This window comes from Nitrospirales bacterium (assembly GCA_031315865.1).
Classification (GTDB): Bacteria; Nitrospirota; Nitrospiria; order Nitrospirales; family UBA8639; genus JAGQKC01.
This window is the reverse complement of record JALDRJ010000002.1, coordinates 3,089,643-3,108,322: the sequence shown is the minus strand read 5'-3', so window position 1 is coordinate 3,108,322 and position 18,680 is coordinate 3,089,643. Positions and strand designations below refer to the sequence as shown.

At 47.7% G+C, this 18,680-nt stretch carries 18 protein-coding genes and 1 tRNA gene; 11 read left to right on the top strand and 8 right to left on the bottom strand.

Annotated features, from left to right (window positions below; translation table 11 throughout):
• Positions 1–110 precede the first annotated feature (110 nt).
• The 5 genes from MRJ96_14170 to MRJ96_14150 all read left to right on the top strand — a co-directional run bounded on the left by MRJ96_14170 (position 111) and on the right by MRJ96_14150 (position 6,508).
• Positions 111–1,091 carry a sugar ABC transporter substrate-binding protein gene (locus MRJ96_14170; protein MDR4502590.1) on the top strand — a complete coding sequence of 327 codons (981 nt, stop codon included), beginning with the start codon at positions 111–113 and terminating at the stop codon, positions 1,089–1,091.
• Positions 1,085–2,065, top strand: coding sequence for an ABC transporter permease (locus MRJ96_14165; GenBank protein MDR4502589.1), 981 nt, complete (start codon positions 1,085–1,087; stop codon positions 2,063–2,065). The genes MRJ96_14170 and MRJ96_14165 overlap by 7 nt, the downstream gene beginning before the upstream one ends.
• Before the next feature lie 4 nt (positions 2,066–2,069).
• Positions 2,070–4,403 carry an ATP-binding protein gene (locus MRJ96_14160; protein ID MDR4502588.1) on the top strand — a complete coding sequence of 778 codons (2,334 nt, stop codon included), beginning with the start codon at positions 2,070–2,072 and terminating at the stop codon, positions 4,401–4,403.
• A gap of 116 nt (positions 4,404–4,519) precedes the next feature.
• Positions 4,520–4,607, top strand: a tRNA-Ser gene (locus MRJ96_14155).
• Between the two features lie 383 nt (positions 4,608–4,990).
• Positions 4,991–6,508, top strand: coding sequence for a DegQ family serine endoprotease (locus MRJ96_14150; GenBank protein MDR4502587.1), 1,518 nt, complete (start codon positions 4,991–4,993; stop codon positions 6,506–6,508).
• A gap of 178 nt (positions 6,509–6,686) precedes the next feature.
• On the opposite strand, the gene MRJ96_14145 is transcribed toward MRJ96_14150, so the two are convergent.
• Positions 6,687–7,154: a CreA family protein gene (locus MRJ96_14145; GenBank protein ID MDR4502586.1), complete on the bottom strand. Its 468-nt coding sequence runs from the start codon at positions 7,152–7,154 to the stop codon at positions 6,687–6,689.
• A 243-nt stretch (positions 7,155–7,397) separates the two neighbouring features.
• On the opposite strand from MRJ96_14145, the gene MRJ96_14140 reads away from it, so the two are divergent.
• On the top strand, positions 7,398–7,664 hold the full coding sequence (locus MRJ96_14140) for a hypothetical protein (protein ID MDR4502585.1): 267 nt from the start codon (positions 7,398–7,400) through the stop codon (positions 7,662–7,664).
• 122 nt (positions 7,665–7,786) lie between these two features.
• Here the strand turns inward: MRJ96_14140 and MRJ96_14135 are convergent, their stop codons facing one another.
• Complete coding sequence (locus MRJ96_14135; GenBank protein MDR4502584.1) at positions 7,787–8,452, bottom strand: DnaJ domain-containing protein; 666 nt, start codon at positions 8,450–8,452, stop codon at positions 7,787–7,789.
• Between the two features lie 583 nt (positions 8,453–9,035).
• Between MRJ96_14135 and MRJ96_14130 the strand changes: the two genes are divergently transcribed.
• Positions 9,036–9,431: a hypothetical protein gene (locus MRJ96_14130; protein MDR4502583.1), complete on the top strand. Its 396-nt coding sequence runs from the start codon at positions 9,036–9,038 to the stop codon at positions 9,429–9,431.
• Between the two features lie 3 nt (positions 9,432–9,434).
• Here MRJ96_14130 and MRJ96_14125 read toward each other — a convergent pair whose 3' ends face one another.
• A complete protein-coding gene (locus MRJ96_14125; protein ID MDR4502582.1) occupies positions 9,435–10,517 on the bottom strand; it encodes a hypothetical protein in 1,083 nt (360 codons plus the stop codon).
• A 190-nt stretch (positions 10,518–10,707) separates the two neighbouring features.
• Between MRJ96_14125 and MRJ96_14120 the strand changes: the two genes are divergently transcribed.
• Positions 10,708–11,190, top strand: coding sequence for a tetratricopeptide repeat protein (locus tag MRJ96_14120; GenBank protein ID MDR4502581.1), 483 nt, complete (start codon positions 10,708–10,710; stop codon positions 11,188–11,190).
• Between the two features lie 558 nt (positions 11,191–11,748).
• On the opposite strand, the gene MRJ96_14115 is transcribed toward MRJ96_14120, so the two are convergent.
• Complete coding sequence (locus tag MRJ96_14115) at positions 11,749–12,651, bottom strand: hypothetical protein (protein ID MDR4502580.1); 903 nt, start codon at positions 12,649–12,651, stop codon at positions 11,749–11,751.
• A 105-nt stretch (positions 12,652–12,756) separates the two neighbouring features.
• Between MRJ96_14115 and flgM the strand changes: the two genes are divergently transcribed.
• The 3 genes from flgM to MRJ96_14100 all read left to right on the top strand — a co-directional run bounded on the left by flgM (position 12,757) and on the right by MRJ96_14100 (position 15,262).
• Positions 12,757–13,089 (top strand): flagellar biosynthesis anti-sigma factor FlgM, encoded by a 333-nt coding sequence (gene flgM / locus MRJ96_14110; protein ID MDR4502579.1) that lies wholly within the window; start codon positions 12,757–12,759, stop codon positions 13,087–13,089.
• Between the two features lie 206 nt (positions 13,090–13,295).
• Entirely contained in the window at positions 13,296–13,958 is a 663-nt protein-coding gene (locus MRJ96_14105; protein ID MDR4502578.1) for a hypothetical protein, read from the top strand.
• 224 nt (positions 13,959–14,182) lie between these two features.
• Positions 14,183–15,262, top strand: coding sequence for a 3-deoxy-7-phosphoheptulonate synthase (locus MRJ96_14100; GenBank protein ID MDR4502577.1), 1,080 nt, complete (start codon positions 14,183–14,185; stop codon positions 15,260–15,262).
• A 139-nt stretch (positions 15,263–15,401) separates the two neighbouring features.
• Here the strand turns inward: MRJ96_14100 and MRJ96_14095 are convergent, their stop codons facing one another.
• The 4 genes from MRJ96_14095 to MRJ96_14080 form a co-directional block, all read right to left on the bottom strand.
• Positions 15,402–15,866 carry a MerC domain-containing protein gene (locus MRJ96_14095; protein MDR4502576.1) on the bottom strand — a complete coding sequence of 155 codons (465 nt, stop codon included), beginning with the start codon at positions 15,864–15,866 and terminating at the stop codon, positions 15,402–15,404.
• Positions 15,867–15,870: 4 nt separating this feature from the next.
• Complete coding sequence (locus tag MRJ96_14090; GenBank protein MDR4502575.1) at positions 15,871–16,290, bottom strand: transcriptional repressor; 420 nt, start codon at positions 16,288–16,290, stop codon at positions 15,871–15,873.
• A gap of 230 nt (positions 16,291–16,520) precedes the next feature.
• Positions 16,521–17,270 carry an iron-containing redox enzyme family protein gene (locus tag MRJ96_14085; GenBank protein MDR4502574.1) on the bottom strand — a complete coding sequence of 250 codons (750 nt, stop codon included), beginning with the start codon at positions 17,268–17,270 and terminating at the stop codon, positions 16,521–16,523.
• A gap of 301 nt (positions 17,271–17,571) precedes the next feature.
• On the bottom strand, positions 17,572–18,345 hold the full coding sequence (locus MRJ96_14080; GenBank protein ID MDR4502573.1) for a hypothetical protein: 774 nt from the start codon (positions 18,343–18,345) through the stop codon (positions 17,572–17,574).
• Positions 18,346–18,680: the final 335 nt, after the last annotated feature.

Here is an 18,680-nt window from a genome sequence, read left to right as displayed (position 1 = left end):
CTCAAATGAGGCTGTGAAAGCACTCATTCGCATAGCCCATAAACACTCCGTACGAAATGAGTATCATAAACGCACTGAACATAGAGGGGCGTGAGCATCGATGCATTGACATGCCATCGTTCGCATTTCCCCAAAAAATACTGCTTTCTCTGCTTGGGGTTTTATGTCTCCTGATAATCTTGAACATTTTCATTCAACTGCATCAATTCGAAGACCATAAAAAGCACATGGCTGTCTTCCTTCCAGGCTCCGTGAAATTTTTCTCGATTGAAACACGTGCCATGGATCAAGAAGCGAAGAGACTTGATATAGATCTCGTGACATTTAATGCCGGATGGGACCCCTACGTTCAAATAGAGCAGGTCGAGAATGTTTTGTTAGGTAAAACCTTTGATGCGATCGCTCTGTGTTCTGTTGATAACCAAGCCATGTCAGCCATTATTAAGTTAATCAGAGAAAAGTCTATTCCCTTTGTGACATTCACAAATGGGGTCGGTCATACACAAAACCAGCCATCCGCCATTGTGAATGCTCATATCGGTCGCGATGAGTTGAAAGCCGGCCAAATACTTGGAAAGGCTGTCGAACTTTTGGCAAGAGATACGCCAATAAATATCGTTTTAATTGAAGGGGCGCCCGGAACAGCACCGCAACGATTTCGAGAGAAAGGATTTCTTGATTCCTTTGATGCCCACAAAGATCACTGGACGCTCATCGAAAAGCTGCTCATTCCTGGATGGAATATTCAGATCGTCGCACGTGAAATTCAAAGAATGGTCGATGAAAAGACACTGGGTACGGTGATTGTCACACAATGGGCAGAAGCGGCTGTGGCGGTCGTGCACATTCTTCAAAAAAATAAAATTAAGGACATCAAGGTTGTGACACTCGAATTCACTCAGGATGTGAAGAACTTCATGCATACTGGAGATATTCAGTATGCCACGTATTCTTCCATTGCTGAGGAAGGACAAAAGGTGATTCAAACAGTTCAAAAATTAATGGATGGAGAACACGTAAACTTTTTCATTGAAATCCCACAAGTCCTCGTGACTCCAGGGATTGCCCGAGGAATCGTGCCAGAGTGGTAACCTCAAATCTGTACCATCAACCCCCTGTCGACTACCAAAAGTTTTCTACGGTCGAATGGGTCATGATCCTGATGATGATGTGCATTATTGCGACATTGTCACTCATCAACCCACATAACGTCGCCGTGTGGAGTTTAGCAAGCATCGGGCATGAAACGGCTGTACTAGGGATTATCGCTTTAGGAGCGTTAATGGTCTTTCATGTCAATGAGTATGACTTGTCGTTGGGAGCAACCTTTGCGTTCAGCTTAATGACCTTCTCAATGCTCTCCAATACTCTGTCTCCATTCATAGCCATGCTCCTGATTATTCCCCTAGTAGGAGTCATTGGTTTTGTTAACGGAATTATCTCTGTCACAGTCGGATCTACATTGGTTGTGACCTTTACGATGATGTTCATCATACGAGGCGTAGTTTTTTTTCTCTGCGATGGAATGCCCTCTACTTCGCAACCTGGTACAACCGTGGCTGTTTGGGAATCCTTAGGGTGGGGGGAAGTCTGGGGGCTCCCCACATCCATCCTCGTCTTTCTCGCACTGGTAGGTGCTTTAGAGGCATTCTTTCGACGTTCGACAACCGGAAGGAATTTAATTGCAATAGGATTAGGGGGCAGGCGAGCTCGATTTTGCGGGATATCGACCCGTCATTATAAAATTTTCGCCTTTATTTTCGCTGCCTTGACGGCCCTCCTTGCAAGCACGATTTTCTATGCTCGACTCAATACCGCGAGTCCCAATATTGGGATGCGGCTTCCATTTGATGCCCTGGCAATCGTGATCATTAGTAATGCTGGCCTTCAACGTCGCCTGCCTTCTCCGTCACGGATTTTCATTATCACTATCCTCCTCGTCATCATTCAGCATCAATTAGAGTTTTTAGGGCTCCAGCCAGAGGTCAGTTATGTCATGGCCGGAATCTTGGTCTTAAGTACGTTGCTGATCGATCTGACAGTCACTGAACATCCCAGACGATAATCCCATGTCTCTTTACTCAAATTCTGCTGGCCACCATATCCTGACCTTGGAAGATGTGTCGTACCACGGTGAGACGTTTCCTCCGATTCTTCGGGAAATCTCGTTCTCTATCCCTCAGGGGGCCATTGTCGCAATCGCCAGTGAAAACCCTGACGAATCGAGTGCTCTCCTGCAAATATTGTCTGGACACCTGAACCCCACACAAGGATCCGTGCAATATCTCCATGATCTCCATCCTACCTCGTCAGAGAAAATCTCGATCTCAGGAATATTTGGCGACCTAGGCTATTACCATGAACTCTCGTTATTCGATAATCTTTTTTTGGGAGTTCCACTGGCGATTGGTGAAGGAATTTTAAATAGAAATCACCTCCGTAAACGGGCTCAAGATTTATATGATGAATTAGGTCAAGAGTTAGAATGGGAACGACCATCCACTCTGATGTCACGTAAAGAACGAGTGATCGCTTCGCTGGTTCGTGGGTTTCTGTGCAAGACATCTTTGTACATATTGAATGGAGTCTTTCAGGATTTAGACGAACACAGCAACGATCATCTTTTCAAGAAAATTGTTCGACTTTCGCAGCAAGGTATTACGTTCGTGTTCTCCACTGAAAAATACGACGAGACGATTTCGCACGCCACGCATCTTGCTGTGCTATCGGGTGGCAATCTCCGTTTTTTTGGTCAGGCGACCGAACTCACGGCACAGCAAGCGAACTGCTTATTAGTAAAAAGTGTCAGTGATGCCAAGCTTGTGCTGTCAAGAGAATTCAATCGATTGCGATATGCGGTCAAACAGCCACACATATTCATTAAACATAGTGTCGAGCTCCTGTCATACTTTCACAGAGAAGAGCCGCTACTTTTTTGTTACGTTAAAGATTCTGAGAAACCTTGCGTGCTCTCTCATTGGATAACGAATCGGACATTCAAAAAGGCACTGAAAGAAAAAATCCAAACGTTCTTAATCGAGTCTGAAACACCTCCTGAAGTCATGACATGCGATGGAATGACATTTTCACTTTTTACGTTTTCGAAGACATGGGAGAATGACGCAAACGAGTCCGGTTCTGCATACCGGGGAATCCTTGCGATACGGCAGCAGGAAAAGGGGTATGTCTTTCCCTTTCAGACATACTTGAGAGAATTAGAAGAAACCTTACAAGCTCTCCTTGAGGATTTGAGCCTCGAACAACGTCTCAAACATGGGCAAAGACTTGACTCACTGGGAATGCTGGCTGGTGGAGTGGCGCACGATTTCAATAATTCCTTATGTGCGTTATTAGGCGCAGCCCAACTCATTCAAGCCGGGAATACGAACCCCAGTTTGGAGCCCTATCTCGCCACGGTTATTGATGCGGCACACGACGCCAAAGCCTTCACGAAAAAACTGTTATCGTTTTCCAAAAAAGGCGGGACGACGTTTACTCACGTTGACCTCCATGAGATTATCAGTGATGCCATTTTGTTCCTCAGACGGGGAAGCAAGAAGAAGGCTCACTTTCATCTTAAATTGTTGGCGACAAATAGCTGCTTAATGGGTGATTCGGCACAATTGAAGAATATGCTTGTGAACCTAGGGATCAATGCGATTCAAGCCGTTGATGGGCAAAACGGGAAAATATACATCAAAACGTTTAACAGTCATTTTTTTCATGAAGACCATTCCTCTAAGGGATCACGGTCATTGAGGGAGTCAATATGTCTAGAGGTCACTGATAACGGTCCAGGAATAAACCCAGACCAAAAAGAGAGAATTTTTGAACCTTTTTTCTCCACCAAATCATCTCACGAAGGCACTGGACTTGGGCTTTCAGTCGTCTATGGAACCGTGAAAGAACATGGCGGAACGATAAAAGCGAGAAATCAGAAGAAAGGTGGGGCTTGCTTTTTGATCGAATTTTTGACCACCGAACCCCTACAGAAAATGGGGGCTCAGATATTCGAACCCACACTCAAAATGAATCCTCCCAAAAATTTGAATGTATTGGTCTGTGATGATGATCAACGTACACGTTTTATTCTATCAAGCATGCTGCAATCGTTAGGGTATAAGACTCTAGAAGCCTCATCGGCTAAGGAATGTCTTGAAGTCGTCTATCATGCCAAGGAGGATATCTCCCTGATCCTGCTTGACGATCTCATGCCGGAAATGACAGGCCGGGAATGTTTTTATGAATTAAAGAAGAAGGGCATAGAAATTAAAGTAGTGTTGATCACAGGATATCGCCAAGTTGAGAGTGTCCTTGAATTGCAAAGAGATGGGTTATCCGGCATCCTTCACAAGCCGGTTACATTAGAAGAGCTTTCAACGACCGTGTATAATTTCGTTTAAGGGGCGTGAAATGCTCTCCAAAATTTGTCTCATCCGCTGAACCCCCTTCTCTCTCATTCTTATACATGTTAATGTGCTCATTCAAAGGTGCCCAACACGTATCACTGCAGACATTTGGAGGGGTGCTAGAGTGGACGATTAGGCCGGTCTTGAAAACCGGAGTCCTTCACGGGACCGTAGGTTCGAATCCTACCCCCTCCGCCATCTCAGCCATGGGAAGAGACGCAGAGAATAAAATCAGTCTCCAAACGCACATGACCAAACCAAGAAAATTCAATCCCGATAGCATGTATGGACTGTCCGATCCGGTTCATCAATTCCAGACACCCAGCCTCCATTCACGATTCACGCTCGCATTCATTTGCCAAGCACGGGAAAATGATGGTGAACTTCTCCTGTATAGTCCGATTTTTCGTGGCTTCCCCGCCAAGAGCTTCTGCACTCGTCGCATTCCTGCCTAAGAAAGTCTTAATCTTCATTTAATCACCGTCTCATATTTGCCTGATACAAGGTATTTAACAATTGTTCGACTGGTCTTACCAGCGAACTCACACATTCACGCTTGTCTCTTTATGTAGGAGGTTACTATGAGACATTTGTTTCAATCGTTTAGCCAACAGTCCCAGAAGACAACGAGCAAGACAAATCGGAAGACACTGGGACTCGTCATGGGACTTGTCGTCGCAAGCTGGCTCACTGGGTCGATGATTCTGGGGTCAATCAACGTTCCCGGCGTATCCTTAGCTTCCCCGACCAAAAGCTCAGACTCTGCTCACGCATCAATGCAACAACACGTTAAAGAACATGGGTTTGCTGAGATTGCGAAATCAGTCACACCAGCCGTCGTCAACATCACGGCCCAAAAAGTCATGAATTCGAATTTTCAAGAAGGCCCCTTTGATTCCTTTAGAGATTTCTTTGGAAAACCAGGCATGCCAAGCCCCCCACAAGAGCATTTCGGCATGGGGTCAGGGTCCGGTGTGATCGTTTCTCCCGACGGCCACATTGTCACGAATTTTCACGTTGTCGATGGAGCCAAAACCGTGACCGTGATGCTGGTTGACAAACGGGAATTCACAGGGACCGTCGTGGGAACCGACCCTCAGACCGACCTCGCCATCCTCAAGATTGATGCCAAGGACCTCCCCTACTTGAAATGGGGAAATATCTCGGAGCTTCAAGTTGGAGATTATGTCCTCGCGGTCGGCAATCCTTTTGGCTTGAGTTCGACTGTGACTCAAGGCATCGTGAGCGCTTTGGGAAGAGGGGGCATGGGCATTACGCAATATGAAGACTTCATCCAAACAGATGCCGCGATCAATCCAGGCAACTCTGGGGGAGCGTTGGTCAACACGCAAGGTGAACTCATCGGCATCAACACCGCGATCTTCTCCCGAACCGGCGGGTCACAAGGCGTTGGCTTTGCCATTCCAGCCAGCATGGCGCAACCCGTATTCGATAGCTTAGTCAAGAACGGCAAAGTCGTGCGTGGATACCTGGGCGTTGGCATTCAAGAATTGACCTCTGACCTCGCCAAAACCCTCAACCTCGATGACACCAAAGGCGCGTTGGTAACGGATGTGCGATCCGGAAGTCCAGCGGAGGGAGCGGGTTTGCAACGCGGTGACACGATCGTCATGTATCAAGGGGTGGCCATTACGAACCCACGCACGTTACAACGCGAAGTGACGCGGACACCAGTCGATACCTCGGTGGATATCACCATCATGCGCGATGGCGAAGAACAGAAACTCAGCACGAAAATCTCGGAACACCCTGATTCCATCCAATTGGCAAGCGTCGGGAAAAGTGTTCATGAGAGCGCGTTGGCTGGGGTGAAAGTTCAGGATCTGGACCAACGATTAGCCCAAACACTTGGTGTCAAAGGCATGACCGAAGGAGTGGTCGTCACCTATGTCGAACCAGGAAGTCAAGCCGAACGCGCTGGTCTTGTCCGTGGCGATATCATCAGTGAAATCAATAAGGAAGAGATTCATTCTCTGCGGGAGTACCAGGAAGTCGTCTCGGAACTGACGCATGACAAGCTTGCGCTAGTACTTGTCCACCGGAATGGAAACCCACTGTTCTTAACGATTAAAGTGTAAGGGAGGTCAACCTACAGAGGTTCTCATCACGCAACATGTGATGAGAACCTCGTGGGATTCTTACTGATCAAAGATGATAAAAAATATGTTACACGGCTTTGAAAGTAGAGTGCTTAGCCATGAGGTACGAGTCTAAGGAACGATCATTCTTGATGAGCGCATCGGGTATACGCGAAGTCTAGCGATGAGGCCAAGGCATGATCGGCACGGTCGAAATGGCATTCTTAGGCGAGCCCTCAATCATTTTATCGCTGTAGACAAGATAGATCAGTGTATTCCGCTTTTTGTCGAAGAACCGAACCACTTGGAGCTTTTTGAAGATCAATGACCGGCTTTCAGTGAACACGTCTTCGCCTTCTGCAAGTTCTTCCTTTACATGAACTGGACCGACCTGACGGCAGGCAATTGACGCATCGGAACTATCCTCCGCGACTCCAATCATCCCTTTTAATCCACCTTTTTTTGATCGACTCAGGTGGCAAGTGACCCCATCAATCTTGGGATCATCGAATGCCTCGATCACAATTTTATGATCCGGCCCAAGGAAGTTGAATTTTGTGTCAACACTTCCAATTTCCTCGGCAAAAACCGGGGATATGACCGTGAGGCCCCACAGACCAAAAGATAAGAAAAGCTTTATATTCATACATACCTCGACATATTTAGAATAAGTTCGAACTACTCATTAAAAAATGAAACTTGCATCTGAGATTGTCATCCCTTGCCAGCTACTCTCCTCCATATTGCTGAACATATTCCATGTTGCATATGGTTCTTCGATGTTAAGATTTTTCACCACATTCTCGAACTCAAGGAATATGGATTCGAGCCGAAAGAGATAGGACACGGAGAGCATGCCACACATTAGTTTTCTAAAGGGAGGCCCTGAATGAACATCACAGGCATTGAACAAGGACACGGTCCACTGAGCCAGGTGGCAAATGCCCTTTCCTCCTCGAGCAAACCTGCGACAGCGGTTCAACGTCCTGAAGATAAGGACCAAGACTCACGAGGCCAGCTCGAAGCGGGAGCAGCCCAAGGCCCGGGCATTACAGTTGAGATTTCTCGTGCGGCTCAGGCCCTTTCAAATTCTCAGTTTTCTTCCCAGCAGGGTTCACAACAACAATTCTCTTCTTCCCTTGTCGACGGTCAGTAATCCACTGAATAGCACAGGGTGGAAAAAAGACGTATCAGGAGAAGGGTGGGGAAACTCTTCTCCTGTATTCCAAAGATCATCGATTCTACATCTTCCCGGCTAGAACCGCTATTCGAGCGTTTTTACCGCCTCACGTAAAACAATTCACAGGCCTGCACATAGCCTTGAATCCAACCTTCGTCGTAATATTTTTCGAGTAATGTTCTCAACGCCTTTACGTCCTGGTCCTTCTGATCATGGCATATGCCTTGGGAGATCAGCATTTGATGACCGACATCCACGAGCCGTTCACGCCGTACGAGTAGTTCATCAGAGACGAGTAAGGTGATGACCTCTGCGGCCCTCTCTCGAACGAACGTATCGTGAAAGGTATCATATCCCTGCTTTGCGACTACCCGTTCACGAATGATCGCGAGTTCCTCTTGAATTTTGGCTTGATCTTTGATGAGAGTGGCAAAGACATCTTTTTTCCCTTCCTCACGTAACGTGTGCTCCATCGCTTGGAAGGCGATGTTTGGATCCGGGGCATCTTCAGTGGCCGGTCCGAATCCATCAACTTGCTCGCGATAGCCCCCAAACCGTAATCGGTCATAGGCCTTTCGACTTTCCTTATTATTCAGGATTTCATAAGCCGCGTTTAATTCACGAATTTTCGTCTCTGCATCTTGCCTGCCTTGGTTATGGTCCGGATGATAGAGCCGCGCTAATTTTCTATATGATTTTTTTATTTCCTCATCCGAGGCATCCGGAACCACTTTCAGAACGGCATAGTAATCGAGACGTGCCAAGGAGAACTCCGATCAAAACCACCGACAATACATCAATTGACCGCTGCCATAAACATTGAGGCCTGGAATAGACATCTTCGCGGGTATAGATGGAAGAATCTCTTTGAAGTGGCAGGAAAGCGTCTAGAAGAAATCGAAGTGATTTTCAATGAGAGCGTCGTGTGAGGGGAGGCCTTCCCGGCCCTCCAGGATGCCAGGGACGATTACCATTTTGCGCACGCATGGAAGTGCGGCGCTTTCGCAGATGATGAGCACAGAACCAACCACTTATCGCTTTTCTCGGACAATAGATACAAAGTCCCGCTGCCTTATGACGTTGTTGATATCGTTCTTGACGTGTCATAATCTCTTATCATCATACTCAATATCAGGAATTGTATTCAACTTTTCAATAATATCAATGTCTTATAGACACCATTTGCCATTCAACCAGTTTTGAATCATATTGATACTTTATAGAAAATATCGAGCAAAAATTAAAGTTGTACTTCACTATTTACGCCATCTCGCACATCTCACATCAAAGAGTTTCAACTGAAAATCTATGCTCCTTCCATGGCTCATAACCTGCGTTCTAGGAATATTGCCCTCCCCCATTTCAAGCTATCCCGAACTGGTCACAGTTCAGTCCTTACTATCGAACCCAGAACACTTTCATAAAAAACATGTGACCGTTCGAGGAGTCGTCAGGCAACCCGAAATGCATCTGGATGAGACCGGTTTATTCTTTGACTTTGTCTTTGTTCTACAGGAGGGCAATCAGCAACTCGTAGTCTTCGGTCGGCACGATAGGACTCAGGGGAGCAGTCCAATCGTTATGGGAGAGCGAGTCCAGGTTTCAGGAGTGTTCTGGAAAGATCGAGTGGCTAAGGAATATCATTTTGAGAATAACCTTGAAGCTCTAGCCGTGACTCTCTACCCACCCTTAACTCCAGATCGCGCGGAAGGTATGGCCCTCGGCGCTCAGGGACATACGTAGACATCACAAGATTGCCAAAATCTGCTCAGCCGCGATTGCGGTTCCCTCGGCTGGCATGAACTCCGTCGGGAACGGTAACCGCAGCACCTGATCAAGCGCCTGCTCCCATCTTCCATCCTCGAAGTCTTTCAATGTCAATTCTACGGCTCGTCCATACCGATGCGCAAAGTCTACAAGAGGTTGCTCATCGGCAAAATTATAGCGCCTGACATACACGATAGGCCTGTCACCGCGAACCGCCTCGACAATCGTTGCATAACCAGGCTTGGTCATAATGATATCGGCAGAACTGAGAATTTCACGAAACGAGAGCCCCATGACATCAATCGCCGTGACACGTTGACATCCTTCACAGTCGAGTGCACCACTAACCAGAAAATGGTAGCCCTTGATGGTTTCGAGCTGGGATAGAGGAAGAGATGATAAGGGAATGCCACCAAAGGCCACCAACACAATGCGGTCACTGGCATTGAGGCGAAGACGATGCCGAATGTCTCCATGGAGCGAGACCATTGGCGATAACACTGGCCCCACATCTTGGATATCTGGAAACGCCACCATCGGAATTCCCGGAAAAGGACGTATAAGCTTATGACATCCGCGGTAAGCTTGGCGAATCTGTTCGATAATCCTGGAATGTTCGACGTTATCCGCGCATCTATAGTCTTCCAACACTTGGTCCCAAGAAAGCGAAGCCAATGCCATCGTCGGACAGCCTGCTTTGACTCCTGCCGTGATACTCAAATATGAAATATTGGATAACACGCATTGAGGCCGGACCCGTTCGATGACGTCAACTTCCTCGCCTATCCGTTCTTCCCAGTTTTCGTGAAACAGTCGATAGGCATCCCAGGTTTTCTTGCTATCGATGTGAAGTGGGCCATCCTGAATACACCCGATATCTTGCTTAGATGGAGAAAGCTCCCAATGAATTTCAAGTGTTTCCTTAAAAAATGAGGACGGAAGTGCCGTACGCAGGTAGACCTCAAGATCCGGGCGTCTTCTCCCCAATTCGTTTAAGACAGGCACAAGTTGAGCTGCATGACCAAAGCCATGACTTGAAATCGCACACCAAATTTTTGACACTCGTTATCCCCCTTACGACCCTACTATAGTATCCAAACCCTTGAGCATTTTCGTTTTCTTGACGTAACTCGTTAGCGAGAGAAGCCAAAACTCGGTCACCCCTCTCGTGACTTGTTATTTCGTAGTCGCCTCCTTACAATTTTTACGTTGTAAGAAAAAATCGGATTACTCGTCGTACAATTCCACAATCATGTCTCGTCACGTACTATTTTGCCGTTTTTTAGCTATCTGCGTTCTGCATTTGAGCGTACAAGCCTGCCAGCACACGTCCTCTCATCACCTTCCTTCTAACACTCCTTCTAATACTGCCGGCCAGTCGGTGAAAATTCAGCAAAATACTGCGGTCGAATCCCAATTGCTTGAAACGGTGAAACATGCAGAAAGTTTGGGACGTGGGAATCCATTTGTCCTGAGCAGCCTTTACAGCCTCGCATCCTATTATCGGTCACAGGGCCAATATGATAAGGCTGAACTCCAGTATCAGAAAGCTCTTCAACTGAAAGAGGAGCAGAGCGGTCCAGATCATCCAGACTTGGTCACAATTCTTGAAAATTACGCGGATTTACTTCGTGACGCAAAACGCTATACCGAAGCCGACAACTTGTCATCTCGTGCCGCTGCGATTCTCGCGAAATATTCTCCTCGCCCCCCCCCAAAGCTTCCCTCACGTTAACGCTATTTCCAAGAGACGCCTCACCAACTCTAGGTTCTTTTCGTCCTAGGCGAATGGGTAAGTGTTGCCGATATATTCGAGACAGGACGTCCGTTTATTCATATTGCACGCAGTTTTTCTTCCTTTGTTTGGCAGGAGATAAGCATTAGGCCTGGCATGAAACTTGTTAGGTAAAACGGGCATGATCAAAAAACAACCATTACAGAAAACCGCACTCAATAAGAAGCCGCGTAGCCTGCAAAAATCTGCTACGGCCAAACGAACTTCCCGAAAAGGTCAAGGTAACCCAATGACTACACCGACTGGCCAACGAGCAAAACACCCATGCTGCCCTCGATGTGGATCCCGTACCGTTCATCTACAGCAACTCCAGCAGGAACTGCTTGCCACACTGTGCCTTCACTGTTTGATTTGTGGCCATCATGCGTTTTTAGGAAAACCGGTCGTCCGGCTCATTCGCCGGCCGGAGATTCCCACGCAGCCTGTTACATTGAAGAGTGCTTGAACCAATCCATCGACCGCTCTCCTTTTCCTTGCACACTCGGTTCAATATATTCATTACCAGACTTCCGCTCTGAGGCTAAGGGGCTCAATGCTATGTTGTGTGAGTCCGAGTTTAAGCTGATCACGTGCATTGGTATTTCCGCAAAAACGTATATGGCGCTGACTCAGCTTGGACTCGATTGCAAGCAACCGACTGAGATCAACCCGTTCATCTCCTTTTTCTGATCCAACGGTCTGAATCACTCGACCAGTCGCATACTTCCAATTGTTCGGCCAACTTCGCGTCAGGACCGGGTGATACTGAAAATTATCAGAAAATTGGTCCGCTAACGCTTCCAATTCATCATGTGCCAAAAGTTGCTGTAGGTGCCGTACACTGACTACCAAGGTCAAGCGAACACCAGGATGTACATGGGATCGCCCAAAGTTATGATGACGCATGTACCGAATATATGCCAGAAACGGCGTGATTCCCGTGGAAAACGCTAAAGCGAAAAAGGACATCTGAGGCCATTCATGATCGGACTCAAGATAGAGATTCGTTTCATGAGGGCGTCGGCTATTTTCATAAATCCGCAAGGCCGTCCGGTCTTCATTCCAGTCCACGCGAACATCGAGCGTTTTGCCGGTTTTTTGCCATTGCAATATGTCGTCGGTTTGCCACCACTGGGACGTGTCTGATCGTTCTTCATGCGTGAAGTTAATGATCGTCTCCAATCGATGAGGCGACACGACGGCGGTGTTTGATCGTGTGTACATCCGTCTTCGCCACTTCTCTGTCCGCATTCCCCATGGTTTTGTCAAAAAGGCATTCCCGGGACGCATAACATCCAAGACAGGATAGACCTTTCCCTCGACTTCCCACTGTTCAGGCAATGTAAGCTCAATGGCCCGTATCTCGCCGGGATCGACGGTTGTCACACGCGATAGACGCGCAGGAACAACGATTTCTGCCATAGACCAACCTTTCTGTTTAGTGAACGCATAGAACTTTCGGCCACCCAGATCTCTCTTTCTATTTTTTTCACCGTCAACTATACTACTTTGACCTAAAAGGACGATATGACTATACCCATCCCCCCACCTGGCTCACGCCAACTCACTCCTCCTGAAGATGCCTCTAAAGCCATACCTTCATCACCCGAAAAAAGTGCAGTCCCTTCCGAATCATCAGCTCGGCAAACGCACCCTCGAGATGCCGTGTTTTTCTCAGAAAACCAGGAAGAACATGAAACCGTCCAGACCATGATTCGCCAGCTACCGGAAATCCGCCAACATAGAGTTCAGGCGCTTCGAGAGGCAATTGCGTCAGGGAAGTATCGAGTTTCGAGCATGGACGTGGCCAATGCCATGGTTCGTGACCTTATCCCAAACGAATCAGAAGAGTCACGCTAAGCTTCTGAATCGCCTCACATTTCCGACAGCTTTCTCTCCTCAGTACCAAGCCATTCGTTTTTATATTTTTCTGGCACCCGGCCGATAAGACTATAGCGACACTCTGCATGATCCTGAAAGTGGGTTGTTAACCTGCAGATCCGGAAAAGCCGATCCTCGCTCTTCATGCTTCATTTCATAAAGACTGCATATGAGATAATTTTAAAATGAGTCATCAATCACGGACCTTCTTATCATCTAGCTCAAATACCCTCTGGCTCACCTTCCCGAGCGAAACAGCCGCGTTGATCCTCAGGTCTCAGCTACTAGGATTAGGACCTGACCATTCCTTGCTCTGCTCGATTCCCGAGGACACGACATTACAAAGCCTGACAGTAGGAGCCCTGGTGAAAGGGCGTTCCTTGTTCGATGGCGAAACCTATCAGTTCGAAACCAGCATACAAGAAATCATGCCGGAGGCACATTCTTTGCGACTCACTCCCCCCGCAGAAATTTCGCACCAAGCCGCAAGAGTCTACCCCAGGCTCACAGTCAAAATACCAGGCACAGCCAGACCATTAAGCCATCACGCCACGGTCCTCGCTGTGCTCCCTGTCACGATTGGTGACTTATGCCCAACAGGCTGTCAATTGACAGCTCCAGCCGAAGCCTGGCCTACAGTCGCGAGCCTCCAAATATTCATCACCTGCCGGCTTCCCGGATCATCACATAACTCAAAGCTTTCAGGAAACATTGAATGGATAGATCCGGCACCGGGACTGACTATGGGAATACAATTTCGATTTCAGTCAGAGTCCGATGTCGCACGGCAGGACCTTCTCAAGTGGTTCACATCCCAGCAGGCCAAACTGATTAACACCGTCGTGTGATGCCCCGGAAATCTTTCGTGCCCACGATCGAATTTCTTCAGGTCCTCCGACCGCCTGAGACGGCTCACTTGCACACGACGCAACGCTCCTTATAGAATGCACTTTCCCAAACAATTTTCAGGAACAGCGAAAATAGTTTGAGATCATCGTCGAATAAAACATTCGGCCAAACGGGAATTTTTCCACGTTTATTTATTCAGTGGCATCAATGAGGAAGACTAGTCATGCGTGAGCAAATCGATAATCGCAACATCATAGATATCGGACCCTTGATGACTCCGCGCGAAGTAAAAAATTTACTTCCACTTCCCGAGGCGAGCGAGCTGCTCGTCTATAACACCCGCGAGACGATTCAAGACATTCTGGATGGGCGTGACCGTCAACGTCTGCTCGTGATCGTTGGCCCATGCTCTATCCATGATCCTCAGGCCGCATACGAATACGCGGAACGCCTCAAGGTCGTCGCCGATAAGACGCGCGAACAACTCGTGATCATTATGCGTACGTATTTTGAAAAACCGCGAACCACGGTAGGCTGGAAAGGGCTCATTAACGATCCTCATCTCGATAATAGCTGTGACATCGATGCCGGATTCCAACTGGCGCGAAAGATTCTGCTCAACATTAATGCCATGGGCATTCCCTGTGGTACGGAATTTCTTGACCCCGTGACCCCACAGTATATCTCCGACCTTATCAGCTGGGCGGCGATTGGCGCTCGCACGACGGAAAGTCAAACGCATCGGGAAATGGCCAGCGGCCTTTCGATGCCCGTTGGTTTTAAAAATGGAACAGATGGTGGGCTCCAAGTAGCCCTCAATGCCATGATCGCCGCACGCCACCCACAAAGCTTTATCGGGATAAATGTGGATGGGGTGACCTCCATCATCAAAACGAACGGTAATCAAGACCGTCATATTGTGCTAAGAGGCGGTGGGGGCAAAGTGAACTACCAGGCCAGTGATATTGCCAGAGCGGTTTCAGCTCTCGAGAAAGAACACATTTCAAGACCGGTGATGGTCGATTGCTCCCATGGCAATTCAGATAAAGACCACACACGTCAGGCTCATGTCGCACGTTCCGTTCTTGAGCAATTTTGCAATGGGCAGGACGCGATCATGGGTCTCTTGATGGAAAGTCATCTCCACCCAGGCAACCAAAAATGGGAAAAAGGCATGGAACTCAACTACGGAGTGTCCATAACTGACGCCTGTCTGGGCTGGGAAGAAACGGAAGCTCTACTCTATGAGCTACAGATAGGAATGCAACGTTCATTTCCTACCAAACTCGCCTCGTCACTCTAGGACGACAATGTCGTATTTTCGAGACAAGTCGTCTTAACAATTGGCAGGGATTTTTCCCGTTTATAAGCCTCCTTCCCTCCTCCTCACGATCAAGGTATTGAGGCCAGGTAACTCCCTTGTGGGAAAAACACAAGAAAAGTTAGGCGACGTGTTCGGCAGTAGACGCTTGAGAATCATCAGTATGTTCATGGGTATGACATCCCAGGCAATGACATAGCCGACGATTCCAGAATCCCGCGAAAGCGATGAGAGAAGCTCCGATGACATCGAGTACTATTTCACCCGCACTACTCGGCACCATCCAGACGTGCGAAAGAACGAGACAGAGAAGACCGACAGCCGTCAGATAAGCCGGACGGATATCGCGGTGGAGCGGATAGGTGGCGAGTAAGCCAAACCCCGCCAGCAGGCTGATGATGCCCACAAAAAACCACTCCGTCGTCTCTGCGAGAAATCCACCAAGAATGACATCCAATCCATCCCATGAGTGAGCGGCGATCACGGGGAGAGCCAGCAAAGCCAAAGGCGTTAAAGCACAATGCACCGCGCATACGAGAGAGGCCAGCGATCCAGCCTTGGAAAGTGTGAGACCGAATGTTTTCATAGGTTTACTGACATTTAGGACAGAGTCCGCTGAATTCCAATGTATGTTCATCCACCACAAACTTCGTTTCGCGTTCTACCAGTGCTGTGAGCTTTTTCAGAGGACACAACAGGAGGTCGACAATACGGCCACATCCATGGCAACGAATATGGTGATGATGTTCCCGTCCGTGTTGAATCTCGAAACGGACCTGACCTTCCTGGTGAAGCTCAACCTGCGTGACAAGACCAAGCTCACGTAAGACAGTAAGGGTCCGGTAGACAGTGGCCAGATCGATTGACACACGGTTACGTTTCAATCGTTCAAATAGTTCCGTCGCACTTAAGGGATATTTGGTGCGTTCAAGCACATCCAGGACGGCTCGACGGGTTCTGGTCAGCCGATGTCCTGCGGCTCGAAGGTCTTGATCGATCGTGCTCTTCATGTAACGGCAACTTGTTATTGCAAGTGTATTGCAATTACCAAATTCAAGACAGGTCTGTCAACAAGGGGAAGTTGCTTGAAAAGAACGGTGACCTCGAAGCTGTCGAATGATAAAGGATTCTTCGGGAAGTGAAGCGAACAGAAAGCAGTCCGATCGCTCAATCGCTTGCGTCTTGGGAAGTTCAACAGGCGGAAAATTGAAATATGGGAGGAGCAATTCGATGATCCTATTCACGATTGCTTGAGCAGACATGCCCGAGCAATGCCCTCCCGGTAGTGGAGCCACAAACGTAACGTTTTTCTCAATGCCGAAAGCACTTTTTCTTGTTGCCTGCGGGTCACTGCATGATTGACCACCATATGATACGCATCATGCCGATGGCCATTTTCAACCATGAGATGGGCACGAGTTAAATCCATGAACCGTGCCGGCACACGATGATAGCGAACCAACGGATGTTCCCGCACACGGGCTTCCAATCGTTGTTTGGTCGGAGGTTTGGAAGCCGCTCGAATTTCTCGCCGATCATTTCGGCTTCCCTCAACGAAAATAGTCAAGACAGCTGCCCCCATGATCCAATCACCACATCCTGAGATCTCATCCAGCCATTTCCTGTACCGTCGGCTCGCAGCCAGTAGTCGAATCTGTGAAAATTCCTGCCGTGGGTAGCCAACACCCTTCATCATCTTTAAGAAGAGTTCCGGATGCGAGACCCCAAGCGATAGTCTTCCCGTATCTTCTTCATAGATATTTTCCGCTAACATGGCACGAACAGAAGCCGGTGGATTGTGGCCGTAAATACGCGCCAGAAACACCGGAAAATCTCGAACATACACTTCGTATTCCTGCTGAAAATGCACTTTAAGCTGGTCTTTGTTGACAGCATCACTAGAAAATTTCGGCCAGGCCCAATGATGTTTGCGAGTCATCAGGTCCAATAATTGCCCACGAAACCGTGTTCGCGAGAGCCCCTCTCTCACAACTGACCTCCTATAACCATGCTCCGTTTCTTCTATGGTCAAGACAGAGAACGACAATTGGCCTATCTCAGCCTTTCATATCCTTCGGAGAATCAATGAAATTTATGAAGTACATGAGGAAACTTCTTAAAACATCATGGCGATGATGAGAAGAGGAGTGAGAAGAAACATCCAGCAAAGCATCAACAATACCTGAAAACCAAACGGAACATGCAGGGTTTCATCCAATGGCCAGCAATATTCCTTTGATTCGAAAGGATTTGAATCGTATCTGCTAATGAGCTGAGATGGGAACGAAGTCTTATCGAGGGGACTGTAGATGAATAGACGGTTCTGCCACAGGCTTCAACGCAGCAGGTAGTGATTTAGTTTTTGAGGTTTTCATTGAACGCGGCGACTTGGTCTTCTTTGGCAAGGGTTTCTCTGGCCCAACTGATTTCGATTCAAGTAATTCAAGTTCCTGTCCCAGGTGCAGCAACACTTGTTGCTGAGATAGGGCAAGTGCCTTCAATTCACTCATTTGCGCATTGACTCTCGCCAGCTCACTCCGTTGAGCCGCCAATTGATCTCGAAGAGCATGGACTTCCAGCAAGAGTTCATCATGTTCAAGCTGACGTGGTGAATCCATCACCGTTTTTTCAATAGGCGACGAAGACTCTTCCAAATGGCGATAAGACATAACTTTTTTTCTTGTAAGCACCGCTTGCACTTTCCCGGAGACCAGTTGAAGACTTTGCCCTGATCGAAGGAGGATCTGATGTCCTCCGTAAAACACGTTTTTCATCAACGTCCACAAAGCGATCCCAGATACCACGGTTCCACCACAAAGAGCTTTCCACGCCTTTCGACACCAGGACCACATCGTGCTCATCCCAGCACCGACCAGGTTGAACATTCTTCGACACAAGCGGACAAACCGCGCAAGAGACTCCGTCCTCATCGACAGCGGCTCATCGCCTACTTGAATGCGTAGATTTTGAGACTGATCGTGTGGTAATTGAGCCTTAGGCTTTTTCCGTTCACTAGGAAGAATATGAATGAGGTTGAGAGGAGGTTCTTGTGATTTCCAACCCATCGAAAAACTCCAGGATCTCTTGCTCAGTGAGAAATCAACACTCTTTCAATCGTCAAACGGTGGATCAAGAGGCAGAAAACCAAGACTCACGCTTACATGTCTTTAACCATCTTTACTCCGATTAGTTTCTAGAGTCAATGGTAGAGATTTTCCCGGTAACAGGAGAAAATTGTTACCTTGAATATGGTTCAGTCATTTTATAGCCAACACAAAAAATTGCCTATCCATTCCAAAACCTCCAGACAGCCAAGATATGGCATGACTCACCTCTGGCACCCACAATATCTGCAACACAAAGACATAATCACCAAGAAATCTTCTCATGAAAGAATCGT